At 59.0% G+C, this 26,360-nt stretch carries 26 protein-coding genes, 1 tRNA gene and 1 riboswitch; of the genes, 21 read left to right on the forward strand and 6 right to left on the reverse strand.

Features of this window, described 5'->3' with window-relative positions; genetic code table 11:
• From VGL70_05055 to VGL70_05080, 6 genes are all read left to right on the forward strand, one after another.
• Positions 1–1,047, forward strand: a 1,047-nt coding sequence (locus VGL70_05055; GenBank protein HEY3302889.1) for a CHAT domain-containing protein, incomplete at its 5' end; no start/stop codon positions are given.
• A 56-nt stretch (positions 1,048–1,103) separates the two neighbouring features.
• Positions 1,104–1,214: riboswitch (TPP riboswitch) on the forward strand.
• Positions 1,215–1,296: 82 nt separating this feature from the next.
• A complete protein-coding gene (gene thiS / locus VGL70_05060; protein HEY3302890.1) occupies positions 1,297–1,497 on the forward strand; it encodes a sulfur carrier protein ThiS in 201 nt (66 codons plus the stop codon).
• A 17-nt stretch (positions 1,498–1,514) separates the two neighbouring features.
• Positions 1,515–2,288 (forward strand): thiazole synthase, encoded by a 774-nt coding sequence (locus VGL70_05065; GenBank protein ID HEY3302891.1) that lies wholly within the window; start codon positions 1,515–1,517, stop codon positions 2,286–2,288.
• 193 nt (positions 2,289–2,481) lie between these two features.
• The gene (gene thiE / locus VGL70_05070) at positions 2,482–3,111 is read left to right on the forward strand and encodes a thiamine phosphate synthase (protein HEY3302892.1); all 630 of its coding nucleotides are present in this window, start codon (positions 2,482–2,484) and stop codon (positions 3,109–3,111) included.
• Between the two features lie 2 nt (positions 3,112–3,113).
• The gene (locus VGL70_05075) at positions 3,114–3,419 is read left to right on the forward strand and encodes a hypothetical protein (protein ID HEY3302893.1); all 306 of its coding nucleotides are present in this window, start codon (positions 3,114–3,116) and stop codon (positions 3,417–3,419) included.
• Positions 3,420–3,495: transfer RNA gene (locus VGL70_05080), tRNA-Thr, on the forward strand.
• Positions 3,496–3,519: 24 nt separating this feature from the next.
• Here the strand turns inward: VGL70_05080 and VGL70_05085 are convergent.
• From VGL70_05085 to VGL70_05100, 4 genes are all read right to left on the reverse strand, one after another.
• Positions 3,520–4,542, reverse strand: coding sequence for an FAD binding domain-containing protein (locus VGL70_05085; protein ID HEY3302894.1), 1,023 nt, complete (start codon positions 4,540–4,542; stop codon positions 3,520–3,522).
• A gap of 181 nt (positions 4,543–4,723) precedes the next feature.
• Positions 4,724–7,099, reverse strand: coding sequence for a molybdopterin cofactor-binding domain-containing protein (locus VGL70_05090; GenBank protein ID HEY3302895.1), 2,376 nt, complete (start codon positions 7,097–7,099; stop codon positions 4,724–4,726).
• Positions 7,096–7,611 (reverse strand): (2Fe-2S)-binding protein, encoded by a 516-nt coding sequence (locus VGL70_05095; GenBank protein HEY3302896.1) that lies wholly within the window; start codon positions 7,609–7,611, stop codon positions 7,096–7,098. The genes VGL70_05090 and VGL70_05095 overlap by 4 nt, the downstream gene beginning before the upstream one ends.
• An 8-nt stretch (positions 7,612–7,619) precedes the next feature.
• Complete coding sequence (locus VGL70_05100) at positions 7,620–8,834, reverse strand: AMP-binding protein (protein HEY3302897.1); 1,215 nt, start codon at positions 8,832–8,834, stop codon at positions 7,620–7,622.
• A 338-nt stretch (positions 8,835–9,172) separates the two neighbouring features.
• On the opposite strand from VGL70_05100, the gene VGL70_05105 reads away from it, so the two are divergent.
• Positions 9,173–10,177 (forward strand): ABC transporter substrate-binding protein, encoded by a 1,005-nt coding sequence (locus tag VGL70_05105; GenBank protein HEY3302898.1) that lies wholly within the window; start codon positions 9,173–9,175, stop codon positions 10,175–10,177.
• 139 nt (positions 10,178–10,316) lie between these two features.
• Here the strand turns inward: VGL70_05105 and VGL70_05110 are convergent, their stop codons facing one another.
• Positions 10,317–10,535, reverse strand: a complete 219-nt coding sequence (locus VGL70_05110) for a hypothetical protein (GenBank protein HEY3302899.1) — start codon at positions 10,533–10,535, stop codon at positions 10,317–10,319.
• A 150-nt stretch (positions 10,536–10,685) separates the two neighbouring features.
• Positions 10,686–11,870: a Rieske 2Fe-2S domain-containing protein gene (locus VGL70_05115; GenBank protein HEY3302900.1), complete on the reverse strand. Its 1,185-nt coding sequence runs from the start codon at positions 11,868–11,870 to the stop codon at positions 10,686–10,688.
• Positions 11,871–12,059: 189 nt separating this feature from the next.
• On the opposite strand from VGL70_05115, the gene VGL70_05120 reads away from it, so the two are divergent.
• The 14 genes from VGL70_05120 to VGL70_05185 all read left to right on the forward strand — a co-directional run bounded on the left by VGL70_05120 (position 12,060) and on the right by VGL70_05185 (position 26,338).
• Complete coding sequence (locus tag VGL70_05120; GenBank protein ID HEY3302901.1) at positions 12,060–13,100, forward strand: hypothetical protein; 1,041 nt, start codon at positions 12,060–12,062, stop codon at positions 13,098–13,100.
• 127 nt (positions 13,101–13,227) lie between these two features.
• Positions 13,228–14,685 carry a UbiD family decarboxylase gene (locus tag VGL70_05125; GenBank protein HEY3302902.1) on the forward strand — a complete coding sequence of 486 codons (1,458 nt, stop codon included), beginning with the start codon at positions 13,228–13,230 and terminating at the stop codon, positions 14,683–14,685.
• A 128-nt stretch (positions 14,686–14,813) separates the two neighbouring features.
• The gene (locus VGL70_05130; GenBank protein HEY3302903.1) at positions 14,814–15,905 is read left to right on the forward strand and encodes an extracellular solute-binding protein; all 1,092 of its coding nucleotides are present in this window, start codon (positions 14,814–14,816) and stop codon (positions 15,903–15,905) included.
• Positions 15,906–16,017: 112 nt separating this feature from the next.
• Positions 16,018–16,305 carry a GIY-YIG nuclease family protein gene (locus VGL70_05135; protein ID HEY3302904.1) on the forward strand — a complete coding sequence of 96 codons (288 nt, stop codon included), beginning with the start codon at positions 16,018–16,020 and terminating at the stop codon, positions 16,303–16,305.
• Positions 16,306–16,429: 124 nt separating this feature from the next.
• Positions 16,430–17,707, forward strand: a complete 1,278-nt coding sequence (locus tag VGL70_05140) for a Rieske 2Fe-2S domain-containing protein (GenBank protein HEY3302905.1) — start codon at positions 16,430–16,432, stop codon at positions 17,705–17,707.
• On the forward strand, positions 17,704–18,891 hold the full coding sequence (locus VGL70_05145; protein ID HEY3302906.1) for a Gfo/Idh/MocA family oxidoreductase: 1,188 nt from the start codon (positions 17,704–17,706) through the stop codon (positions 18,889–18,891). Before VGL70_05140 ends, VGL70_05145 begins: the two co-directional genes overlap by 4 nt.
• 125 nt (positions 18,892–19,016) lie before the next feature.
• Entirely contained in the window at positions 19,017–20,081 is a 1,065-nt protein-coding gene (locus VGL70_05150; GenBank protein HEY3302907.1) for an extracellular solute-binding protein, read from the forward strand.
• Between the two features lie 135 nt (positions 20,082–20,216).
• Positions 20,217–21,353, forward strand: coding sequence for a hypothetical protein (locus tag VGL70_05155; GenBank protein ID HEY3302908.1), 1,137 nt, complete (start codon positions 20,217–20,219; stop codon positions 21,351–21,353).
• A 21-nt stretch (positions 21,354–21,374) separates the two neighbouring features.
• Positions 21,375–23,108: an iron ABC transporter permease gene (locus tag VGL70_05160; GenBank protein ID HEY3302909.1), complete on the forward strand. Its 1,734-nt coding sequence runs from the start codon at positions 21,375–21,377 to the stop codon at positions 23,106–23,108.
• Between the two features lie 240 nt (positions 23,109–23,348).
• A complete protein-coding gene (locus tag VGL70_05165) occupies positions 23,349–24,431 on the forward strand; it encodes an extracellular solute-binding protein (GenBank protein ID HEY3302910.1) in 1,083 nt (360 codons plus the stop codon).
• 34 nt (positions 24,432–24,465) lie between these two features.
• On the forward strand, positions 24,466–24,921 hold the full coding sequence (locus tag VGL70_05170) for a VOC family protein (protein ID HEY3302911.1): 456 nt from the start codon (positions 24,466–24,468) through the stop codon (positions 24,919–24,921).
• A gap of 112 nt (positions 24,922–25,033) precedes the next feature.
• Positions 25,034–25,297 carry a hypothetical protein gene (locus tag VGL70_05175; GenBank protein ID HEY3302912.1) on the forward strand — a complete coding sequence of 88 codons (264 nt, stop codon included), beginning with the start codon at positions 25,034–25,036 and terminating at the stop codon, positions 25,295–25,297.
• Positions 25,298–25,612, forward strand: a complete 315-nt coding sequence (locus tag VGL70_05180) for a type II toxin-antitoxin system PemK/MazF family toxin (protein HEY3302913.1) — start codon at positions 25,298–25,300, stop codon at positions 25,610–25,612.
• Between the two features lie 273 nt (positions 25,613–25,885).
• Positions 25,886–26,338, forward strand: coding sequence for a hypothetical protein (locus tag VGL70_05185; GenBank protein HEY3302914.1), 453 nt, complete (start codon positions 25,886–25,888; stop codon positions 26,336–26,338).
• Positions 26,339–26,360: the final 22 nt, after the last annotated feature.

Here is a 26,360-nt window from a genome sequence, read left to right on the forward strand (position 1 = left end):
AACAAGGAACAGGCGTCGTTGATGAACGTCGAGCCGCTCACGCTGAAGCAGACGCAGGAGCTGCTGGCTCCCGGCGTGACCATGCTGGAATATTTCGTGACGCAGCAGGCGGTGCTGTTGTGGGTGGTCGAAAAAGAGCGGCTTCAGTTCGTCAGCATCCGCTTGGCCCGGAAGGATTTGGTGAGCCGGGTCGCCGCGTTTCGCGAGAGCGTCTTGAAACTCGGCGAGGGGGATAAATTCAGGGGCGCTTCCCGGGACCTTTATCGTCTTCTGATCCAGCCGGCGCTGCGGCACGTGCGGGGGAAGGAGTTTCTGATCGTGCCGCACGACGTGCTGCACTACTTGCCGTTTCAGGCGCTGCTCTCGCCGCAGGAAAAGTATCTGGTGCAGGACTATCCGGTTTACTACTTGTCGAGCGCGAGCCTCATGCAATTTACCCAGGCAAAGAAACGGGCCGGGGCCGAAAGGGCCCTGGTGATGGGCAATCCGAGCTTGGGCGACGAGGCGTACAACCTTCGGTTCGCCGAGCGGGAGGCCAAGGAGGTGGCCGCGGTTTATCCCCAGAGCGCGGTCTTTTTGCGCGCCGATGCGAGCAAGCCGCGGGCGATGTCGCTCAGTCCCAAGTACGACATGCTGCACTTCGCCGTACACGCCGAGTTCAACGAGGAGGACCCGATGAGCTCGGCGCTTTTGCTCGCGGTGGAGGGAAAGGAAGATGGCCGGCTCAAAGTCGAAGAGATTTTTTCTCTCGATCTCAAAACGAGCATGGTGGTTCTTTCCGCCTGCGAGACGGGGCTGGGAAAGCTCAGCAGCGGAGACGAGCTGGTCGGCCTCACGCGCGCCTTCATCTACGCCGGGACGCCGTCGATCGTGACGACGCTGTGGAAAGTGAACGATCGCGCGAGCTACGAGTTGATGCGGGAGTTTTACTCGCAGTTGAAGAGCGCGAATAAATCCGAGGCGCTCCGGCAGGCGCAGTTGAAGACGATGAAAGAGTTCCCCGAGCCGTTTTACTGGGCGGCGTATCAATTGACCGGAGAACCGTAAGCCCTATTCCGAGAACGGCTTGATTTGACTTGCCAACACCCGTTTGTTAGGTGTGAAGCTGATGCTAGGGGTGTCCGCCGGAGGCGGACTGAGAGTCTGCCTCAGGCAGACAACCCTCAGAACCTGATCCGGATAGTGCCGGCGTAGGGAAGCGTGAGAGTCACGGTCCCTGATTTATTTTAGGGACGAACTTAAGCCGTATTCCCTGGCCACCCACGTGGTCGAGTCGAGTACGGTTTTTTTATTTGCATGACTGTCCAGATCAACGGCGAGAAGAAAGAATTTAAAGAAGGGCTCAGCGTAACGAATCTCCTTGAAGAGTTGGGCATCCGTCCCGGTAGAGTCGTCGTCGAGCTTAACCGCGACGTTGTCGCGCGCGACGCGCACGGCGCGACGGTCCTTAAGGACGGCGACAGCGTCGAGATCGTCCACTTCGTCGGCGGCGGATAGATTCAAGAGGTAAAAACATGAACGACACATTCAAGCTGGGCGGCAAGACTTTTCGGTCGAGGCTCATCGTCGGCACGGGAAAATACAAAGATTTTCACGAGACGCGAAAGGCGATCGAAGCTTCGGGCGCGGAGATCGTGACCGTGGCCGTGCGCCGCGTCAACATCACCGATCCCAGCAAGGAAAACCTGCTCGACTTTCTCGACCCGAAAAAATACACGATCCTGCCCAATACGGCGGGCTGCTACACCGCCGACGACGCCGTGCGCACCTGCCGGCTGGCGCGCGAGGCGGGAGTCGGCAACATGGTGAAGCTCGAAGTGATCGGCGACGAGCGGACCCTCTTTCCGGACATTCCGGCGACGCTGGAAGCGGCGCGCGTTTTAATCAAGGAAGGCTTCGTCGTGCTGCCGTATATCCACGACGACCCGGTGACGGCGAAAAAACTCCAGGAGATGGGCTGCGCGGCGGTGATGCCGCTGGCGGCGCCGATCGGCTCGGGCCTCGGCATCCGCAATCCCTACAACATTAGAATCATTTTGGAGCATGCCACCGTGCCGGTGATCGTGGACGCCGGAGTCGGCACCGCGTCGGACGCGGCCGTCGCCATGGAGATGGGCTGCGACGGCGTGTTGATGAATACGGCGATCGCCGGCGCCAAAGATCCGATTCTGATGGCGGAGGCGATGAAGCTCGCGGTCGAGGCCGGGAGAAAAGCCTTCCTCGCCGGTCGCATTGCGAAGAAGTTGTACGCCACCGCCTCCAGCCCGCTGGACGGCATTCTGGGCTAGATTCTGACGTTTTTAATGTTCAACAGAATCGCTTAAACTAAGTTTATCGCGCCAAGACGCCAAGAGCGCAAAGAAAAACTCTCGTTATTTGTCCGAACTTGGCGTACTTTGCGTCTTTGCGCGAGCGGTCATTTCCGATTCCGTACTCCAAATTTAAACCGAAAATTTCGAAGATATTTGGTTAGAATTTCCTTTGAAGCGCGCTCCTGACTTCGATCTCTATCTCATCACCGACCGCCAACAGACGCGCGGGCGCGAATTGCTCAAGGTCGTCGAGCAGGCGCTCGACGGCGGAGTGCGGGCGATTCAATTGCGCGAGAAGGACCTCGGCGGCAAGGAGCTTTTTTTACTGGCGGAAAAGATGAAGTCGCTGTGCGCGCGCTACCGCGCGAGTCTCTTCATCAACGAGCGCATCGACGTCGTGCTTGCAGTTGACGCCGACGGCGTCCAATTGGGCAGCGACGCCATGCCGATCGCCGCCGCCCGCGAGGTTCTCGGCGGGCAGAAGCTCATCGGCGCATCCACCCATTCGATCAAAGAGGCGCTGGCGGCGGAGCGCTCAGGAGCTGATTTCGTCCTCTTTGGCCCGGTTTATTTCACGCTCTCCAAGGCTCGGTATGGAAGCCCACAAGGCTTGGAATTGTTGCAGGAAGTAGTGGAAAAAATTTCGCTTCCCGTTTATGCTATCGGTGGCGTCAAGCGGGAGAATATCGCCGCGGTTAAGAAAACTGGCGCGCGCGGGGTCGCGCTGATTTCGGCAATCATGAGCGTCGAGGAGCCCTCGGCTGCCGCAAGAGAGATGCTTCGCTTGCTGAAGGCATAAACATGCAAGAGATCGCGTTAGAAGCCTGGCAATACTTGCTGGACAACCTCCTGGTCGCGCTGGTTATCGCATTCGTCATGGGCTTCCTCGCGATGAAAACGGTAACGCATTGGGGAAAGAGCAATATCGCCGTCTACTTCATCGTCGGGGGCTTGGGCACCTTTGTCGGGCAGTTCGTAGTCCGGTTGGTCGGTCTCAAAGGACTTCTCGACCAGGTCGCGGGCATGTGGCTTCTCTTCGATATGGTGATCGCTTATATCGGAGCGTTCATCATCGCGACGATCGCGCACCTTTTCAAACCCATGTGAGCCACCCTAGCTCAGTTGGTAGAGCAGCTGATTCGTAATCAGCAGGTCGCCGGTTCAAGTCCGGCGGGTGGCTCCAAAATTTTCTTCGGCGGTTGGTATTCTACTCAACGGTTTCTGAGCGCTCTGCGACCGCGGCCTCGAGGCCGGCGAGCCGCGCCAGCGCCCGTCGAGTAAAGACCTTGGCCATGCGCTTGCGATACCAGTAATCCAAATCCGCGTTGTCCAGCGGATGCGCCGTCTTTGCCGCCGCGTCCGCGGCCGCCTCGATCAACTCCGTGGTCATTTTCCCGCCTTCGAGCAAACGGCTCGCCTCCGGAACAAGCTTCGGCGCCGAGGAGACCGCCGTCATCGCGATCCGCGCGAGCCGGCATTCACTGTCGTCGGCGATGTCGAGCGCCGCGGCCACTCCCAGGATCGGAAAATCGAACGAGCCGCGCCGGCGCAGCTTCAAATAGACGTTGCGCCAGCGGAGCGCCGCGCGCGGAATCAGAACGCCCCGCAGCACCTCGTCGCCGCGCTTGCCTAAATAGTTGATCCCGTCGTCGCGATAGAGTTCACCGAGCTTGACCCGCCGCTCGCCGCCAGTCCCGAGAAAAACCGCTTCCGCGCCCAAACTCATCAAGACCGGCGCCGTGTCCGAGGACGAGATCGCCAGACACTTGGCGCTGCCGGGCGCGACCCAACAGATGTCTCCGTCCTTCTTCAGGCAGAACCCGACCGCCTGGCGCCAAAAAAAAGTCTGGTCGTAATAATTGCAGCGCGTATCGACCAGCACGTTGCCGCCGATCGTCCCCATGTTGCGCAACTGCGGCGTGGAGACCGACTCCGCTGCATGGGAAAGCGCGGGGAAGTGCTTCGAGATCAACGGATGGCCGGAGACCGCGGTCAGCGTTTCGCCGGAGCCGACCCAAATCCCTTCTTTGCCTAAGCGAATGCCCTTCAATTCACGCAACGCTCTCAGCGACACCAGATGGCGCGGCGTAAACTGCCCGCGCTTCATCTTGGGGTAGACATCCGTCCCGCCGGCCACCGCCATGGCGTCCGGGCCCAGATCGGCAAGCACTCGGATAGCCTCTTTGATGGATTTAGGCCTGACGTAATTGAAATCGGGAAGTCTAAGCATGATTAAACATTGATCCGAAATAAAATTTGGTTGCGCATCTTTTCCCTCTCCCGCTTGCGGGAGAGGGTGAGGGCAAATTCGCGGCAATCACCCTCACCTCAGTCCTCTCCCTCCAAAGGAGGGCGAGGAAGCTTGTAGCTTGCCGCACTCGGCATGATGTCGAAAAACCTCGACCGTCATCTCAACTCTTTTGCCCCACCTCTACGCCTTCACCCGGCTGCCATTTGATCGGCGGGGGAAATTGAAACTCGGGAATCGAAACCGGCTTGAGCCTGCCTTCGAGCGCGCGCAAGATCTTGTCCGGCGTGATCGGAACCTCATGGATTCTTACTCCAATCGCGTCGTACACCGCGTTGGCCACCGCTGGGACGACCGGAAGCAGCGGACCCTGTCCCGCCTCTTTGGCGCCGAACGGACCTTCGGGGTCGTTGGTCTCGACGAGGATGGTTTCGATCTCCGGCGTCTCGAGCGTCGTCGGGCTCTTGTATTCCAGAATGGACGGGATCTTGTGGAGGCCGTTTTTGCGGAAGATCTGCTCTTCCATCAACGCCTCGCCCAGCGCCATGTAGACGCTGCCTTCGGTCTGCCCCTCGACCAAGAGCGGGTTGAAGGCCCGCCCGCAATCGTGCGCTATCCAGACCTTGTCGATTTTGATTTCGCCCGTCGCGCGGTCGCAGTGAAGCTCGACGATCGAAGTAGAATAACTGTACGCCGGCGTCGGGCCGACCCCGGCGCCTTTGAAGTCGCGCGGATTTTTCGGCGGCCAGTAACTGCCGGTCGCGCCCAAGGTGCCGAATTTTGCCTCCGTTTTTTGCACGCAGTCGGCGAAGGCAACGCCGCGCGCCGGCAGACTCGCGCTGCGAATCTTTCCCTCGGCGAATTCCAGATCGTCCGGCGGCACCTCGAGCGCCTCGCTCGCTACTTCGAGGAGCATCGCCTTCAACTTGCCGCAGGCCTGAATCGCGGCGTTGCCGGTCATGACGGTCACGCGGCTCGAGTAGCTGCCGAGATCGACCGGCGTCAAATCGGTGTCGCCGGTGACGACGCGGATGTCGGCGGGATTGATGCCGAACTCTTCCGCGACGGCATAGGCGAGAATCGAATCCGACCCCTGCCCGATATCGATCGAGCCGCAGAACACGGTGACGCCACCGCTCCGGTCGAGCTTGATCTGCACGCCGGAATGCGGCATGTCGTTCCAGTAAATCGGCAGCCCCGCGCCGCTGATATACGAGCTTGCGGCAAAGCCGACGCCGTGGCCGAAAGGAAGCCGGCGGAATTTTTTCCGCCACTCCGCCCGCTCCGCGACGCGCTCCGTGCACTCGCGGAGTCCGGTCGTGCCGACTCTGAGGCCGTTCACCGTCACAGTGTTGGGCGCCACCAATTGCTTGAGCCTCAAGTCGATCGGATCGATGCCGAGCTTTTCGGCGATCTCATCGAGCTGAATCTCCATGGCGAAGCGAGGCTGGGGCGTGCCGTGGCCGCGCTTCGGTCCGCACGGCGGCTTATTGGTGAAGACGCGCACGCCGTCGAACTTGTAGGCGGGCAACCGATAGGTCACGGTTTGCAGCGCGCCCGTATAGTAGACCGTGGCCAGGCCGTAGCTGCTGTAACCGCCGCCGTCGAGAAAGGTCTTGAACTGCATCGCCTCGAGCGTGCCATCTTTCTTGACGCCGGTTTTCATCCACATCTTGACCGGATGCCTGCCGCGGTGGACGTAGAACGATTCTTCGCGCGTGAGCGTGATCTTGACCGGCCGGCGCGTGATCATCGATAGCTTGGCGACGGCGATCTCGTGGGAGAACGGGTCGCTCTTGCCGCCGAAGCCGCCGCCGACCGGAGTGGCGATCACCCGAATCCGGCTCGCGGGCAGGCCCAGAACCTTGGCCAGCGCGCGGTGGAGATAGTGCGGCGTCTGCGTCGAAGACCACACGGTCAGCTTGTCGTCCGGAGCGTAAAATCCCACGGCCGAGTACTGCTCCATCGGCAGGTGAGTGTTCCCCTGGTAGAAAAACGTCCCCTCAAAAATATTATCCGAGCGGGCGAAAGCGCCCTCGACGTCGCCGAATTCAAGCGAGACCGCCTTTTGGATATTGGCGCGCCGGTTCCAGGTATGGATCCGCTGGCTCTCTTCGGTCGAGGCGAGCGCCTCTTCGATGGAGAGGATCGGTTTCAGGACTTCGTATTCGACGTCGATGGTGCCGAGTGCCTTCTCGGCGATGCTCTCGGTGGCGGCCGCTACGGCCGCGACGGGGTCGCCCGCATAGCGCGCCTTGTCGGTCGCCAGCACCTCTTCATCCTGCGTCGAGGGCATGATGCCGAACTTTTCCGGCAGATCCTTTCCCGTGATCACGGCGTAGACGCCTTCGAGCGCAAGCGCTCTTTCTGCGTGGACGGCGAGCACCCGCGCATGCGGATGCGGGCTGCGCAAGAGCTTGGCGTAGATCATGCGCGGGAGATTGAGATCATCGGCGTAGACGGTCTCTCCCGCGCACTTCGCCATCGCATCGATCTTGGGCAGCGGCTTGCCGATGACCGAAAAACTCTTTTTCCTCATTGCGCTTCCCCGCGCCCGGCAGCCAGCTCGACCGCTTGCAAAATTTTTGTATAGCCGGTGCACCGGCAGAGATTGCCGGACAACGCTTGGCGGATCTCGTCGCGGCCCGGGCGGGGATTTTTGTCGAGCAGCGCCTTGGCGGTGAGCAAAATGCCGGGAATGCAGTAACCGCATTGCGTCGCGCCCAAATCCGCAAAGGCCCGTTGCAGCGGGTGCGGCCGCCCATCGCGCATCAGCCCCTCGACGGTGGTGATTTCGCCGTCCTCCGATTCCACCCCCAACAACAAACAGGAGAGAACCGGCTCGCCGTTCACAAGCACCGCGCAGGTGCCGCACTCGCCCAATTCGCACCCATGCTTCGTCCCGGTGAGACCGAGGTCTTCGCGCAGGACTTCCAGCAGCGTCTTGCTCGTCTCGGCGGCGACCTCTTTGGTCTCGCCGTTGACCCTGAGCCGCAACAGACGCTTGCCCGGCTCTTTTTGCGCGGCGGCCTGTTGAGAAATTTTTCGCATGCTGTTGCCTACGAGCGGAAAAATCTTCGCGCTTTAAGCTCGAAGCGCGGCAGCGTCCCGGGCGAGACGAGCTCGACTTCCGGCCGGATGCCGATCGATTCCCGAAACCTTTGCGTCAGCTTCTCTTGAAGCCCCTTGAAGGAAGCGCATTCCGGCCGCGGCTCCACCGTCAGCTTGAGCTCGGCCAAGGCGGCGCGTTGAATGGCATCGACGCGAAACTCCTCGATCTCGGGAAATTCTCTCATCACGTTCTCGATCGCGCTGGGAAACACGTTCACGCCGCGCACTACGATCATATCATCCACCCGTCCCAGGACTCCACCTTCGAGGCGCAGAAAGCGGCGCCCGCACGGGCACGCATCATAACTCGGCTCGACCAGATCGCCGGTGCGGTAGCGAATCACCGGGCTGCCGATTCTGCCTAGATTGGTGATGACCAGCTCGCCCCTTTCGCCTGCTTTGACCGCTTCGCCGCTCGCGGGATCGATAACCTCGGCGATGAATTCCCGCTCGTTGAGATGGACTCCTCCAGGCCGCGCCTCGCATTCGAAGCCGTACGCGCCGACCTCGGTCGCGCCGGGATGATCGAAGCATCTTGCGCCCCAAGCCTCTTCGATCATCTTCTTGGTACTCGGAACGCTGGCGCCCGGCTCCCCGGCATGAATACTGATTCGGATGGCGGATTGGCGCGCCAGGTCGATGCCGCTCTTCCTCGCTTCCGAAGCCAGGTGGAGCGCGTAAGTCGGAGTGGAGACCAGGACCGTCGCGCCGTAATCCACGATCGCCTTGAGCCGCTGCGACGTCGTTTGGCCGCCGCCGGAAATCGCCAATGCGCCGATTTTGCGCGCGCTCTCCCAACCGCTCCAAAAGCCGATGAAGGGACCGAAAGAGAACGCAAAATAAATACGGTCGTCCGAGCAGACGCCGGCCGCTTGAAAGATCGTCTTCCAGCACTCCGCCCACCAGTCCCACGACTCTTCAGTATCGAGCCAGTACATCGGCTTGCCCGTGGTGCCGGAAGTCTGGTGCACGCGGATGTATTTCTCCAGGGGAAAAGTCAGGTTGGTGCCGAAGGGCGGATGCGCGAGCTGGTCCTCGACCAGTTCGCTCTTGGTCGTGAAGGGCAAGCGCTTGAAGCCTTCCAGCCCATCGATTTCCGAGACACCGTCTTGTAGCAGTTTACCGCGATAGAAACCGTTCGTCGCGAGAACGTGCCGGAGCATCCGACGCAGTCTCTCGACCTGATGCTGCTCTATTGCGCTTCGGCTGTTTAAATTTTCCATGTCTGAAACACGAATACGTCAAACGGGATCGAGAACCGCCGGCCTGGGTGTGTCTCGAAGGACCGATGCGTGGGACGAGTAAGGTCAAGCGTACCTCCCCCCGGTTGAGCGTCACACAGCCGTATCGCATCGGGCCGGAGAGACGCACCCAGGCCGGCGTATGGGAGCTCGGCCTTGTTTAACTGCCGGCGTAAAGCATAGGCGCTAACTCGGACGCCTTGCAAGCCGGCGATGTTTCGTCCTAGAATTCGAGCAGTCTGTTTGCTGGAGGTTTCAACATGAAGAAGATCAATGTCGGCATCGACCTGGGCGCGCTCACGCGGCGCGAATTTATCGGCAAAGCGGCAAAGGGAGGAATGGCTGCCGCCGGAGCTATACTGCTGCCTTGGGATCTGGCCCTGGCGCAGACGAAGCTTCAGGTCGGCACGATGAAGATCGGCGACCTATCCCCTTTTTTTATCGCGCAGGAGAAAGGCTTCTTCAAAGACGCGGGCCTCGACCTGAATATCACCGCCATGGTCGGCGGCGCGGCGATACAGCCGGCGCTCGCCTCCGGCGCGCTCAACATCGGCTGGTCGAACGTCGTCTCCGTCTATCAGGGGCACCTGGAAGGTTTTGATTATCGCTTCATCGCCAACGGCGCAATCAACAAGCGCGCGACGAACGACGTTTTCGGCTTCCAGGTAGCCATAGACTCGCCGATCAAATCGGCCAAGGATCTCGCCGGCAAGACCGTCGCCACCAACACCTTGAGCAATATCATTCAAGCCTCCGGCCAGCATTGGATCGACCACAACGGCGGCGACTCATCCAAGGTCAAATGGGTCGAGATTCCGTTTCCGCAGATGGAGCCGGCCCTGGTGCAGAAGCACATCGACGCCTTCGTCGCCGTCGAGCCGTTCGTGACCGTTCCTTCGCAGGTCAATAAAAAGACCATGGTGCTCGGCTACCCGCTGGGAGGCATCGCGCCCCGCCTTTTGATCGCGTCCTATTTCGCCAGCCAGGCCTGGATTCAGAAGAACGGCGACGCGGTGAAGGCGTTCATCACGGCCCTGAACCGGGGGATCGACGCGCACAATTCCAACCCGGAAGAGGCGAAGACGACGATCGCCAAATACACCGGACTCAAGCCTGACTTTCTAAAGCTTATGGCGCTGCCCGCGTTCGAGAGAAAAATCCTGGAGTCGGACTTGCAGCCGATGATGGACGTCGCGCTCAAGTACAAGCTGATCGCCCGGAAGTTCCCGCCCCGCGATTTGATCTCGAGCGTCGCATCGACCTAGCCACCCTCGACTGCGTTACCGCGCCTTTTGGACGGCGCCAGCGACACATGATCGGCAGGTCGCCGGTTCGAGTCCGGCGGACGGCGCCAAAATTTTTAAGCTCTGAGAGAAATGGATCGGCGTAAATTAGCGGCGGATTTTATTGCAGGTAACTTTTACCGGACGCGCGCTCATCGCAGCCTTCGAAGTCTATCTCGGCCGGAGCAAATCTCTTTTTCAGCATCTCGACCAGCACGAGACTGGTCAATGTATAGGCTTCCTCCGCGCTCTGACTGTGCTCGAAGGCCACCTCGCTTGCCGCCGCTATGAGCTCGCCCAGTGTAGTATCGATTCTCGTTCGATGATTGTGCGCCTTCATGACCGCACCCCCCTTTCTGTCCACCTCTGCTCCGTACACTTAGACGTCTGGGGGGTAAAAGGTTTCAACGCCAGGGCGCCGGTTCGACGCCGGCGGCGCGGGCTCTAGGTTTTCCGACGACTTGCGAGGGTTCCTAAACGACTGAGAAGCTCATGCGCCACCGGCTGAACCGGCCGTAGGTAGATGATAGGTCACGGAACCCGCCTTTTCGGCGAGCAGCGATTCCTCCATCTTGGTGTCGATGATCGAATGATCCGGATCCCGGATGACGTTCATGGGATCGACGTTGCGCCCGACTTTCTCGATCTCTCGCTTGAGCATTTCCCTAAACATGACTACGCCATAATCGGAAGTCGCCAGCCGCTCGCGCGTGCGATCGGCGATCGGCCCCTGCGTCTCCCAGGCCATGAAGTCCTGCGCGTCGACTTCGTCCATCCTGAACCGGGTAAAGGGATGCCGCGCGTCCGGAGGATTCTTGAAATCCTTCTTATAGTCCACTGGAACTTCGTCGCCGTAGCTCGATGGCCCCTCGCTCGCGGGAACGAAATGGAGATAGATAACCCAGGTATGCGTGTCGTCGATCGGCACCCGAATCTGGGTTCGATTCGCCTGTCTCAAGATGTTGGGAAAAATGACCGGATGTTCTTCCATCGTGCCGTCAGTAAATAAACGCCGCTTCATGATTCCGTAGGGGACCTCGTCGAATTCGTACTTCTCCAGGTCGTCGATGGTGCCGCGCGTGGTGCCGCGCACGGTGAATCCACGGGTGATGATTTCCTGGTGGAGGATGTGAAGATGGGTCGTGTCGACTGAATTTTCCATCGCCTGGAGCCAGTTGCAGTCGAGGCGCGGCAGCGCGCGAATCCAGTGCCAGCCGTCGGTGCGCGCCCACACGTCGTATTTCGGGATCACGGGCGCGGGGAGCGGCCCGAGATAGCCCCAGTAGAGGCCGGCGAATTTTTGTGCGAGATAAGCTTTGTGCTTGATGGTGCACGCGAAATTGCTTCCGGCCGGCTCGGACGGAGTCTCCAGGCAGTTGCCCTCGGTGTCATAGAGCCAGCCATGATACGGACAGGCGAGGCCGCGATCTTCGACCCGGCCATAGGAAAGAGACGCGCCGCGGTGCGAACAACGATCGTGCAACAGGCCCACTCCCGCCTTTTTGTCCCGAAACAGCACCAAATCCTCGCCGAGAATTCTTACGAACTTGATCGGGTTGTCATCGGACACTTCCTTCGCGATGGCGACGGGATGCCAGTAGCGGCGTAGCAGTTCACCCACGGGCGTTCCCGGGCCGACGCACGTGAGCATCTCATTTTCTTCGGCTGTCAGCATGTCACGTCACCTCGCTTGAGAGCTTTTGTGCCGATGATACACCTTGACGGAGTCTCTTGGCTAGCCCGCCCCGCCCGCTCGCAACCATCGGGCGAATGTTTGTCCTTTGCCGGAGGCTATTCGTCGCGGCCCCCGTAAAAACTTTCTGATCGTAAAAGAGTGTGATACAGAGGCTCTGGAGGGTTATGGATGAAGCTACCGCATAGAGACCGCATCGATCTGGGTCCGTCTCCTTACGAGCAATTTCAGCAGCGCGAGGGGATTCCGAGCATCAAAGGCTACTTCCTTGAGGACCTGAAGGACGTGGAGGTGAAGCCGTGGCGGCGGATGGGCGCGCTCGGTTGTTATCTAAACATGGGCGACCAGCAGGAGACCGACGCGTATATCTGCGAGATCCCGCCGGCCGGCCAAACCTTGCCGCAGCGCCACCTGTTCGAAACGCTCATTTACATCGTCACCGGCCGCGGCGCGACGACGGTCTGGCACGACGAAAACAGCAGGCGGAGTTTCGAATGGAGCGCGGGCGCGATCTTCGCCATCCCGCTGAACGTCTCGTACCAGCATTTCAACGTGTCGCGGGAGCCCGTGCGCTTCCTCGCCGGCACCAACCTGCCGCATCTGCTGAATTTCTTTCACAACGAGGATTTCATTTTCCGCAATCCCTTCCAGTTTCGCGACCGTTTCGACAATGATCCGGATTATTTTCGTAAGAACGAGCGGCTCACAGTCCGGAGCTGGGAAACGAATCTGGTCCCTGACGTGAACGCGTTTCCGCTCGACGACTATCCGATGAAAGGCAGGGGCGTGCGCATCATGCGCTACGGTATCGCGGGCACGACCTACGGCTGCCACATCCAGGAATTTCCCGTCGGCAGCCGCAGCACCTTTCATCGCCACGGACCGGGCGCGATCGTCTGCGTCACGCAAGGAACCGGTTACGCGATGGTATGGCGCGAAGAAGACAAAGAACGGCAGCGCTTCGCGATTCGTCCCGGCTCGATCTATTCGCCCGGCGATCTCACGTATCACGGCCATTTCAACTCCGGCCACGAGACCATGCGCCACTTCGCGATGCGCGGGCGAAGCCCCAAATATAGCCAGGATAAATATCGACCGATATTGCATGACATGATTCCGTTCGAAGACGAGCCTCCGGAAGTCCACGTAGAGTATCTCGCGGAACTGAAGAAGAATGGAATCACGGAAGCGGTCTCGGTGGTGAAAGAGTAACGAATAGGCATTCCGTTCGCGCTTCGACGAAGCTCAGCACGAACGGGCAATAAAGCAACTTACTGCTTTACCCGTTCACCCTGAGCCTGTCGAAGGGTTGACCAGGAATAAATTTGGAGCCTCTCTTATGGAAACGTTGAGCTACAACGATCTGCGCGGTTTTATAGAGGAGTGCAAAAAAGTCAGCGACTGGCGTGAGATTGACGGCGCCGACTGGAACGGGGAGATCGGCGCGCTGGTCGAATCGACCGCCGAGCTGGTGCCGCAGCCGCCGATGCTGATCTTCAACCGGATCAAAGGATATCCCGCCGGCTTTCGCTTGCTGAGCCTCCCATACGCTTCCTACAAGAGAATCGCCGTGGCTTTCGGTCTGCCGTGTGAGCGGGCCAAGTTGGAAATAGTCCGGCAGGTGGCGCGGAAGATTAAATCCGCCCGGCCGATCCCGCCCAAAGAAGTTAAAACTTCGCCGCTCATGGAAAACGTCATGGAGGGCGACAATGTCGATCTTTTCAAATTTCCCGCGCCACGCTTCCACGAGCAGGACGGCGGACGCTACATCGGCACCGGCGATTGTCTGATAAACGCCGACGTTGAAGGCGCCTTCGTCAACATGGGCACCTACCGGATGCAGCTCCACGACAGAAATCTATTGGGCCTCTGGATGAGTCCGGGACAGCACGGCCGGCTCGTCTGCATGAAATATTGGGAGCAGGGAAAAAGCTGTCCGGTCGTGGCCACGTTCGGACTGCACCCGATCGTCTTCGCGATCTCGCACACGAAGATAGCCTGGGGCCAGTCGGAGCTTCATAACGTCGGCGGCGTGATCGGCAGGCCGTTGGAAGTTTTGCGCGGGCCCCTGACCGGTCTGCCGATACCGGCAAGCTCCGAGATCGCGATCGAAGGCGAGGTGCCGCCGCCGAGCGTGGAGTCGCGGCCGGAGGGACCGTTCGGCGAATGGCCGGGATATTATTCCGGCGGCACGCTCGGTACCGGCGAGCCGCAGCCGGTGATCAAAGTAAAAGCCGTCTACTATCGGAACGATCCGATCCTCGAAGACGAAGCGCCGCTGTGGCCGGGAGCGGTCAAGATCGACGCCAATCCGACTTCCGGAATTCTCTGGGACCAGTTGGAAGCCGCCGGCATCCAGGATATCGTCGGCGTGTATAACCACACGCCGTATCTTACCGTCGTCGCGATCAAGCAACGCTACGCGGGCCACGCCAAGCAGGCGGGCCACGCCGCGCTCACCTGCTCGGCCGCGGCGCGAAACGGCCGCTACGTCGTCGTCGTGGACGAGGACATCGATCCGACGAATATGAAGGAAGTCCTCTGGGCGATGATGACGCGCGTCGATCCGGCGTCCAACATCGACATCGTCGACGGCTGCTGGAGCACGCCGCTCGACCCGCGCATGCCGCCGAGCAAGCGCGAGTCGAAGGACCACACCAACAGCCGGGCGATCTTCTTCGCCGTCAGGCCGTTCGAGTGGCGCGACAAATTTCCCAAGACGAGCCGGACGAGCCGCGAGCTGCGCGAGCAGGTAGTAAAAAAGTTCGGCGGCGTGATTCCGTTTCCGAAAGGGTGAGGGGGAATGGACGCAACCATCTGCTCTCCGAGCGCGCGCAATGGGTCCGTGGTTAATCTGCGGCTTTCTAGTCGGATGGGCGCGCTCTCCGAACAGACGGCTGCGTCCTTGGGAAGAAAAATTTTGCCATGACATTATCTTGCTTGGTATTTGCCCTGATGACTTTCGCGTACGCAGGCGCCGCCGACGCGCAGGGCGAATGGGAGAAGACGCTCGCCGCCGCGCGCAAAGAAGGCACTCTCGTCGCCGGCATTCCCGCGAGCGCGGAGTTGCGAAAAGCCCTGGAGTCCAAGTTTCCAGAGAAGTTCAAAATTTCCCTGGAGCTTTTTCCCGCTCGCGGCCCGGAGAACGCGACGCGGGTCATCAACGAATTTAACGCCGGCATCCGCTACTTCGATATTCTCGTAGCCGGCGGCGCGACGCCGCTGACGATGATCCCGGCCGGCGCGGCGGACGAAGTGCTGCCGTACATGATTCTGCCGGAGGTCAAGGAGCCGAAGCACTGGTGGGGCGGTCACATCTGGGAGGACAACGTCAGCACGAAAAAGCACATCTATGCTTTCCAGTGCTACACAAGCGAGACGTTTTGGTATAACAACAGCCTGGTCAAACCGGACGAGATCCGCTCCTACGACGATCTCTTGAACCCGAAGTGGAAAGGCCGGATCGGTTATCTCGACCCGCGCAATCCCGGCTCGGGACAAAACAGTTGGACCTTTTTGTGGAAAGTGAAAGGCGAAGAATTCTTAAAGAAGCTCGTCGCGCAGGATCTCCTCATCACTCAAAACCAGCGCCAGCTCGCGGACGGCCTGGCCAAGGGAAAACTTGCCTTTACCGTCGGACTCAGTCACTACACGTACGAGCCGTTCCTGAAATCCGGCCTGCCGGTCGGTCCGATCCCGCAGATCAAAGAGGGAGGCCAGGCAAACAACGGCAGCGGCGTTCTGACCGTGGTGAAAAATCCGCCGCATCCGAACGCGGCGAAGATTTTCGTCACCTGGCTCCTCAGCAAGGAAGGGCAGGAGCTCTACAACAGGGCGATGATTCAAGGAACGCGCCGGCTCGACGTGGATACGCAGTGGCTGAAGGAATACGGCATCGACGGCTGCAAGGACGTCATGACGGTGGACGACTACTATCGCCTCGAGACGCATCTGGAATCGTCGGTGCAGAAGCTGAGGAATCCGGCGATCGCGCTGGCTAACAAAATTCTCAAGTGACGAGAGATTCGATAAGTTTTTCAGATTTGTGACTTTAGAAAGCTATTACATTCCGTTCGCCCTGAGACTGTCGAAGGGCGCGGGTGAACGGAAGAAACGATCAACGGACGAGATGAGTTTTTGGGTGCACATTTTGCGCTGCGCTGACCAGTCGTACTACACCGGACATACAGACAATCTTGAGCAGCGACTTGCAAAACATCAGGCTGGTGAGATTGAAGGACATACTGCGACCAGACTTCCGGTAACTCTGGTGTTCTCAGAGGAATTCCCAACCCGAGAAGAAGCGTTAGCATGTGAGCGGCAGATTAAGGGTTGGAGCCGACGGAAGAAAGAGGCAATGATGCGGGGAGATTGGGATGAGGTATCTCGGTTAGCCCGAGGAGGTCATGACTCGTGAACCTTACAGCCTGCTTTCAAAGATATTCGTCCTTCGACAAGCTCAGGACGAACGGGGTCGAGAAGCAAGGGAATAAACTAGGCTAACTCCAAGAACTAAATAAAAGCCAAAACGGAGCGTTGATATGATCACGCAAGAAGAAAATGATCTGCTGACCCGGGTCGGCCGCGGCACGCCGGCCGGAGAATTGCTGCGCCGGTACTGGCAACCGGTTGCGCTCTCCGAGGAGCTGCCTGCCGGCGGCGCGCCGCTGCCGGTGAGAATTCTCGGCGAGGATTTGGTATTGTTCCGCGACGATAAAAATCGTCCCGGTCTTTTGGGAATTCATTGCTCGCATCGAGGAACCAATTTAAGCTACGGCCGAGTCGAGGACGGCGGCTTGAGGTGTCTCTATCACGGCTGGCTCTACGACATTAACGGCCGTTGCCTCGAACAACCGGGCGAGCCTGGCGGCGGCGAGCACCGCGACGCCATTCGCCACCCGGCGTATCCTTGCGAGGACAAAGGCGGAGCGATTTTCACGTACATGGGTGGCGCAGAACCGCCCCTGCTGCCCAACTACGAATTTCTCACCGTGTCGCCCGACCGGCGCTACGTCAACAAAATTTTTCACGAGTGCAATTACCAGCAGGCCAACGAAGGAAACATCGATCCGATCCATCTTTCGTACCTGCATCGCTTTTTCGAAGTCAGGCCGGACCGCTATACCGGCGTGCGCAACACCGAGGACTCCCACTACAGTCTCGTAGCGAGAGACGTCGCGCCGACGATCGACGTCGAGCTGACCGATTTCGGCGTGCGTATCTATACGACCCGAAAACAGCCGGGCGACAACGTCTATCTGAGAGTCTCCTATTTTATCCTGCCGAACCTGAGCGCCTTTCCGGGCCAGACGGGCGGCGAGGGCTACTCGGTCAACTGGCACGTGCCGATCGACGACACGCATCACTGGAAGTACACCTTTGTATTCAGCCGCAACGCGCCGCTCGACAAGGGAATGATCCAGCGCGCGCGGTCCGAGTTGGGCCCCGACTATCGACTGGTGCGCAACCGGGCCAATCGCTTCATGCAGGACCGCGAAGAGATGAAGACGAAGACGTTTTCGGGCATGGGCTACGGCTTTCAGGCGCACGATCTCTTTGCCACTTCGAGCCAGGGCAAGATCCAGGACCGCACCGAGGAGCACGTCATTTCCTCGGACAAGGCGATCATAGCGGCGCGGAAGCTCATGGTGAAGGCGATCCGGGACATGCAGGACGGCGGCGAGCCGCCGCACGTCGTGCGCGATCCGGAAAAGAACCGTTTTCTCCATCTGCAGGTGATTTCGGATCTGATTCCCGGCGACACCGACATCAAGCAGCACACCCGGAATATCGAAGCCGAGGCAAGGGCCAGATCGTGACGCAACCTCTGCGGATGGGAATGGCGGGGCTCGGAGTCGCGAGCACTCAGATCCTGCCTCCAGTCTCCAAACTTCCCTACGTTCGCATAACCGCCGCGGCCGACACGCGCCAAGACGCGCTGGGGAAGTTCCGCCAGGAATACGACGCGGAGGTGTTCACGAGCTTCGAGGAGATGTGCAAGTCCCCCAACGTCGATTTCGTCTACGTCGCCACGCCCAACGAGCTGCACGCGAAGCACGTGATCACCGCCGCCGAGCACGGCAAGCACGCGATCGTCGAGAAGCCGATGGCCATGAGTCTCAAAGAGTGCGAGGCGATGAACGCCGCGGCGGAAAGAAACGGCACCAGGCTCTTGTGCGGCCACACGCACAGCTTCGATCCGCCGATCAGGAAAATTCGCGAGATCATCCAGAGCGGAAAGCTGGGCAAGCTCCGCATGGTCCATAGCTGGAACTACAACGAGTTCATGTACCGGCCGCGGATGAAGCACGAGCTGGCGACGAGCCGCGGCGTGGTTTTGAATCAGGGGCCGCATCAGGTGGACGTCGTGCGCCTCATCGGCGGCGGCATGGTAAAAAGTCTTCGCGCCACGACCGGCATCTGGGAACCGGCGCGGCCGCACGAGGGAAGCTACGTCTGTTATTTGGAATTCGAAGACGGAGTTCCCGCGACGTTGGTCTACAACGGCTACGGCTTCTTCGACACGGCGGAGCTTTTCTGGTGGGTCGGCGAAGGGGGACAGCCAAGAGACCCGGAGACGAATTCGAAAGTGAGAAAAAAGCTCAAAGGGATTCCGAGCGCGGAGGAAGAAGAGACGTTGAAGGAGCAGATGCGCTACGGCGGCAGGCGGGAAGGCGAGTTCAGCCACGACTGGCAGGGCAAGCGGCATCAGCCGTTTTTCGGCTTGACGCTGGTGACCTGCGACAAAGGCGATATTCGACAGTCCCCCGACGGGTTGATCGTTTACGGCGAAGGAGGAAAAAGAGAAGTCGCTCTGCCGCCGGGAAAGAGAGGCCGCGAGGCGGAAGTGGACGAACTCTATCAGGCGATCGCGAACAACAGGCCGGTCTTCCACGACGGACGATGGGGCGAAGCGACGCTGGAAGTTTGTCTGGCGATTTTAGAATCGGCGAAAGAGAAGCGGGAAATTTTTCTTAAGCACCAGAGGCCGGTGGCGGAGTAGCAAGGATGAAAGCGGAAGGATGAAGGATGAATACGAGATTAGGAGTACGAGACCCTCGGGATTGTTTTTTTTCATCCTTCATCCTTCATCCCTCATCCTTTTGCGCATGGCTCGTCGTAGTAGCATTGCCGCTTCTGGTCCAGTCGGTTCATGCGGCAACACCTGATTTCGAAAAGACCCTCGCCGAGGCGCGAAAAGAGGGAAAACTCGTCCTGGGCATTCCGCCCAGCGCCGAGCTGAGAAAACAAATCGAGCCGCTGCTCAAGTCGCGCTTCGGCCTCGAAGTCGAGACGCTCTCGGCGACCGGGCCGCAAATCGCGAACCGGATCGTCTCCGAGCATAAGGCCGGCGTGCGCTATTTCGACGCGCTGATCTTCGGCTCGTGCACCGGCGTACCGCTGATCAATTCGGGCGCTTTCGATCCGATCGAGCCGTACATGTTACTGCCGGAGGTTAAAGATCCGAAGAACTGGTGGGGCGGCCACATCTGGATGGACAACCTCAGCACCAACCGTTTCTTTTACTCCTTTGTCGCCGTTAAAGGCACCGAAGGACTGTGGCACAACACGACTCTAGTGAAGCCCGAAGAGGTCCGCTCGTTCGACGATCTGCTCGATCCGAAATGGAAGGGAAAAATCGGCTTCAGCGATCCGCGCGTCGCCGGCTCGGGACTCTCGCTCTGGTCTTTTCTCTGGGACGTCAAAGGCGAAGAGTATCTCAAGAAGCTCGTCCAACAGCAGCTCTTCGTCAGCCAGAACTTGCGGCAGATCGCCGACGCGCTGGCGAAAGGAAAGCTCGCGCTCTCGATCGGCATCGGCTATGCGCAGCTCGAGCCGTTTCTCAGGGAAGGCCTGCCGGTGAAAGAACTGCCGCACCCGCGCGAGGGCTTGCCCGCGAGCAACGCGTACGGTACCCTCGGCGTGGTCAAAAACCCGCCGCATCCGAACGCGACCAAGGTTTTCGTCAACTGGCTGCTCGGCAAAGAGGGCCAGGAGTTCTACAGCAAGGTGATGCTGCACGGCACGAGGCGCCTCGACGTGGAAACCAAATGGATGGCGAAAGAGGGCGTCGAGCCGGCAAAGGACGTCATGACGGTGAAGGAATACGACAAGCTCAGAAACCACCTGGAAGATAAATGCGTCGGCATCAGGATGCCGTCGCAAAAATTCGCGAATACGATTCTACAGTAAAGTACTTTGCGATTGCGTTAAGCGTCCGTTCGTGGTGAGCCTGTCGAACCATGAACGGTGCCCCCTTCGACAAGCTCAGGGCGAACGGAGTATGTAAAGACGCGTTAGGAACACTCAATAAGGAAGTGAGGTTATATGGCCGGAAACGATCGGGTGAGAGATTTGATGGCGGCGTTTCAGAAGACCGCCTACTTTCAATGGATGAACCGCCAGGGCGTGCCGATCATCGACGGCTACGGCGTGGAGGACGTGCGCGAGATCAAAATGGCGCCGTGGAAAAAGCTCGGCGGCAACACGGCGTTCATCAATCTGTACGGCATGGAGGGCGTGACCGGCATGTATGTGGCAGAGATCCCGCCCGGGGGCGCGCTGGAGACGGAGAAACATTTTTACGAGAAGGTCATCTGTATCCTCAGCGGCAACGGCGCCACGGAGGTGTGGCAGGACGGCGGCCGCAAGCAGACGTTCGAATGGGGGCCGTGGAGCCTGTTCGCGCCGCCGATGAACGCCTCGCACCGGATGGTGAACGGCGGGCGCGAGCCGGTCAAATTTTTGGCCGTGACCAACGCGCCGCTGATGCTCGACGTGATCCACAACGAGGAGTTCATCTTCAACTGCCCGTACAATTTTTCCGACCGCTACTCGGGCGCCGAGGGATTTTTCAACGTCGGCACCAAACGCTACGAAGCCGGCATGCAGCACATCTGGGAGACGAACTTCATCATGGACATCCAGTCGGCGGCGCTCGACCAGCGCGACGTCAAAGGTGCGGGCGTACGCATCACGCAGTTCGAGCTGTCGGGAAACGGCTTGATCGGCCACCTCGCGCAATGGCCCGCGGGGCGTTATCACAAGGCGCACTACCACGGTCCGGGCGCGATCTTGCTGGGCTTGCAGTCGTCGGGATATGTTCTGCTCTGGTCGAAGGAACTGGGCACCCGGCCGTATGAATCCGGCCACGGCGACGAAGTCGTGAAAGTGAAATGGAAAGAGGGCAGCGTGTACTGCCCTCCCGGCGGCTGGTTCCATCAGCATTTCAATACGGGGCCGCAGTCCGCGCGCCATCTGGCGGTGCGCTACGGCAGCCGGATTCACCCGATCGGCTTCAAAATTGCCGTCAAGAACAGCGAAGACGGCGTCTATATCGACGTGAAGCGCGGCGGCACGCTGATCAATTACGAAGACGAAGACCCGTCTATCCGAAAGCACTACGAAGAGGAGATGAAGAAAAAAGGCGTGCCGTGCGAGATGCCGGCGGTGCAACAAAGATGAAAAAGGAGAACTGGCGAAGTCATGAGCGTGCAAACATCTGACGCAGCCGCTCTGCAAAGGCCGTTTTCCCCCCGCGTCGACGGGCAAACTTTGCTCTTGAGTTTGCTCCTGGCATTGATTGCGTTTCTGGTCCTCACGCCGCTATTTTTGCTCCTGCTGAACAGTTTTCAGATCGGCAAGCCGGGAGGCGCGATCGTCTATAGCCTGGACGGGTGGCGGCAAGCCTTCAGCAGCATGGGCATCGTCGACGCGGTCTACAACAGCTTTTCGCTCGCGATCACGCGCCAGATCATCGCCACCGTGATCGGAATTTTCCTCGCCTGGCTCCTGGCGCGGACCGATATTCCCATGAAGAAAGGGCTGGAGTTTTTGTTCTGGCTGTCGTTTTTTCTGCCGGCGCTGCCCGTGACCCTGGGGTGGATTCTCCTTCTCGACCCGAAGTATGGATTGCTCAATCAATTGATCGCCAAGCTGCCATTCATTCAGGCGCCCCCGTTCGATATCTACTCTTACTGGGGCATCATCTGGGTGCACCTCGCGACCACGGGCATATCGCTCAAAGTCATGCTTCTGACGCCGGCGTTTCGCAACCTCGACGCGGCGCTGGAAGAATCCTCGCGCGTGGCGGGCGCGGGATCGATAAGAACTCTGCTTCGGATCATCGTGCCGGTGATGATGCCGGTGATCCTGGTCACGACCATCCTGGGTCTCATCCGCTCGCTGGAGGCGTTTGAGATCGAGCTGGTGCTGGGCGTGCCCATCGGCCTGCACGTTTTTTCCACCAAGATCCACAGCTTCGTCACGCACGAGCCGCCGCAATTTCCCCCGGCCACGGCGCTGGGAACCTTCTTTTTGCTCATGCTGCTTGGATTGGTAGCCTTGCAACGGCTCTATCTCGGGCGAAGATCTTATACCACGATAACGGGCAAGAGTTTCAGCACGCGGCCGATCTCTCTCGGCCCGTGGAAGTATCCCCTCTTTGCGCTGGTTCTGTTGATCGCCCTGAGCGTGACGTTCCTGCCGATTTCTTTTTTACTGCTCGGCACGTTCATGAAGCTTTTCGGATTCTTCAACATCAAGGACCCGTTCACCCTGGACAACTGGAGAGGCGTCTTGTCGGACCCGATCCTCGTGCGCTCGCTGAAAAACACATTGCTCTTGGGATTCTGGAGCGCGGGGATCGGGGTCGTCTTCAGCTCTGTCGTGGCTTACGTGATCGTGAAGTCGAAGTTCAAGGCGCGGGCGGTGCTGGATTTTCTCTCATGGCTGCCGTGGTCGATACCCGGCATCCTGCTCGGCATGGCGCTCTTGTGGACTTTTCTTTTGATCCACAAGATCGTGCCGATCTACGGCACGATGGGCGCGCTGGTGCTGGCGATGGCGATCAGCGGGTTCCCGGTCTGCGTGCAGGTGATGAAGAGCTTTCTCATGCAGTTGAGCGACGAGCTGGAAGAGGCGTCGATGGTCGCCGGCGCATCGTGGCTCACGACCTACCGGCGCATCGTGTTGCCGCTCATTCTCCCGTGTCTCATCGTCGTCGGTCTGCTCGAATTCATCTCCGCGGCGAGAAACATCAGCACCGTCGTCCTCCTCGCCACCGGCCAAACCCGCCCGCTGTCTCTCTTGATGCTCGACTACGCCGCCGGCGCCGAGCTGGAACGAGCGACGGTCGTCGCGACCGTCATCGTCGCGATCGTCGTGCTGGCGGCGTTAGGAGCGCGATCACTCGGCGGCCAGTTCAGCATCCGGGGCTGACGGAATCGCTGACGTTTGCCTGTCATTTCCTGACTGATTCTCTCCGACGAACACGAAACACGATCACGAGACACGGCTTTTTCGTATACTCATCGCCTCTTGCCAATTTCCCCTCTTTGTCTTATTTTTGCGCCAACTAACTTCGGCTGGGTCGTCCGATTCGGTCGCATCTTCAATCCCACGTCATCGTCCGGCCCGCATCTGCCCAGCCGGATTATTTGGTCGTAAAGAAAAGCCGATATGCGGATCGCGATTCTTCTTCGCCGGTTGCGTAGTTTGACCTTTGTAGCGCCGGTTTTTTTATCGGCCGCGCTACACGCAGCGCAAACGCCGGAGACGCTGTTGGAAGAGATCAATCGGTTGCCGGAAGCCGAACGCCAGGCAAGGCTTGTCAATGGCGCGAAAAAAGAGGGGACCGTGACGTGGTATGTGGCGATGAACCGCCTGTATGCGCAGGATCTGATTAACGCCTTCGAAGCGGACTATCCCTTCCTCAAAGTCAACGCTTTGACCGGAAGCGGCGGCGCGTTATTGTCGCGCGTCCTCACCGAGCATCGGGCGAGATCGTACCAGTACGATGTCTTCAACACTCGGAGCATGACGATCAATATGCTCAGGCAAGCCGATGCCATCATGCGCTACCGGACTCCGTATCGCCGGTTTCTGCGCGACAGTTTTTACGACAAGGAAGGCTTTTTCAACGGCATGTTCGCCACGCCCATGGTCTTCGTCTTCAATACGAAGCTCGCAAGCCGCAAGGAGGCGCCCGCGTCGCTTGGGGATTTGGCCGATCCGAAATGGGCGGGAAAGCTCGCCATGGACACCGAATCCTACGACTGGCTGGCGGGGCTTTTGGACTATTACGGAGAGGAAAAGGGAGCGGCGCTGGCGGCAAAAATCGGCGAGCAAAAGCTCAACGTTCGGCGCGGGCCGACTCTGCTCACGCAGCTTGTCGCCGCGGCCGAGTTTCCCGTGCAGATCGACGGCCATCACCAGGAAGCCATCGCTATGAAAAAACGCGGCGCGCCGGTGGACTACAGTTTTCCCCAGCCTTTCGTTCCGGCGAAATCGTTGATTCCGGTCTACCTGTCGTCTCGCCCGCCGCATCCCCATGCCGCCGCTCTCCTGGCGGATTTTCTTCTGTCCAAGAAGGGACAGGAAATCATGTACGGTCACGGCCGGTGGGTGAGTCACAAGAATATCACCACGAAGGGTCCGGACGGCGTCGGCGATCGCAAGGTGGTGATCCCTTCGCCGGAGAAATGGGGCGATCGTTATCAAGAGCTCATCGCGCTTTACAATAAACTATTGCTGCGGCAGTGAGCCATCCAAAGGAGGCACCCAAGGGAGTCAAACGATGGGCAAGATTAATCTCAAGCGCGTCTATCATATCGGGATTCCGGTAAACGATCTCGAGCGGGCGGAGCGCTTCTACGTCGATGTGCTGGGGATGAAGGTGCATGGAAACCCGGTGGATAAAAATGGCCTGCGGAATTACCGGGTCAGCGATGACAACCAGCCGTGGCGCGATATCCTAGGCTATTGGCCCGAGGCGCTGCGACTCGAGTGCGCCGATGACAGCGTGGAGGTCGTGCTGGTCAAACGGCCGAAGCCGCTCGCGCGCGATTGGAAAGAAGACAGCTTCAACCATACCGCCTTTTCGGCGAGCAAAGAGGATTTTGATCTTTTCCTGGAGCGGGCCAAAGAGTGGGGAGTCAACTTTCATCTGGGACCCGTCGGCCGCAAAGGCAATCGGACGCTCTATTTCTTCGATCCCGACGGCAACTACATCCAGTTGGATGACAGAGGCTAAGGCTCCTTGCCGAGCAGAAGCATCCTTTCACCTGTTGTATCTGCCTGTCTTATTCTTTTGAACTGGGTACAGAAGTGTGGTAGTCATTACACAATAGATTGTGGTATCCATTATGGCCAAAAATAAGCCGAAGAAAATCATCCAAGTCCCCATCGAGGACGAGTTGTTGCAGCGCATCGACACCACGGCAGGCGTAGTTGCAGAGAGTCGCGCCGCTTTTATTCGGGAGGCCTGCAAACAGCGCTTGAAAAACTTTGAGGCTAAAGAGCTGGACCGCCGATACATGGATGGCTACCGAAAAAAACCGGAAGAGCTGGATTGGGCGGAAACTTCCGTCCGGTTGCTTGCCAAGCGACTGCCAAAAGAAAAGTGGTAGATGAAGCGTGGAGAGGTGTGGTGGGTGGATATGCCTCCACCGGCCGGGCGGAGACCAGCCGTGCTCCTAAGTCGGGATTCAGCCTACCGAGTCCGAGCGGCCGTAACCGTCGCGCCGGTAACGCGTACGATGCGCAACATACCCGTGGAGGTGCTTCTGGATCAAAGCGACGGAATGCCTACCCGGTGCGTAGTGAACCTGGACGATATTACCACTTTGCCCAAGGCCCTGGTTAAGCAGCGAATCACAGCTTTGACACCGGAGAAAATCCAGAAGATCGACGAGGCCATCCGTTTTGCTCTGGATTTAGATTAGCCTCTTGCCTGACTGTTTTACTCTCGTGAACATTCAAAACTCAAAACCTTTTTTAGGTCGCCTCACACCCGATTTGCCATTTGAGATCGCGAAGTGCGTGCCTGTTTCAGCCCGAGGCTGATCCGCCAATCTTTGTGGCGGAGCCTACCGCCTAACGCCTGTTTTCGTTGCCTCTCGCCTCTTGCCTAATTATCGCCTCTTGCCAATTTCGCCTCTTTGTTTTACTTTTGCGCGCAACTACATTCGTCGGGTCGCAAACAGGGAGGTACTAGAATGGATATCCAGACGGCGACATTCATTGTCGGACTAATTCTTGGAACTCTGGCCGTTGGAAGCGCCTGCTATGTGTGGGTTCTTCATCGAGCGTTCGGCGTCGGCGGCGGTTCCCTCAGCGTCGTTGGGTTTGCGCTGGTAGGACTTTCAATTTGGAGCAGTGTGAAAATCCAAGTCAGTGAAGGCGGGCTGCAGGCCGAGTTTCAGCGTCTCTCCCGTCAGGTGCAGGCCGTGGCGCAAGCCAATGAAACCGTGACTCAGGAGGTGAAGAAAATCGGCGAAACTACCGAAATCGGAAAGCGCCAGTTCGTCGAGCTCACCAGGGTTCTCGAAGCCCAGCAAGTAGCCAAACCGAATCAACTGGAAAATATTCGACGACCCATACTGACTGCGCCCACGGTCGACGTAAAACGCCTCGACAAAGCGACGCGGGACGCTATGCGCGTGCGTTGAAAGCGTTGCATCTCCGCTGTCA

This window comes from Candidatus Binatia bacterium, from assembly GCA_036504975.1.
GTDB lineage: Bacteria > Desulfobacterota > Binatia > UBA9968 > UBA9968 > JAJPJQ01.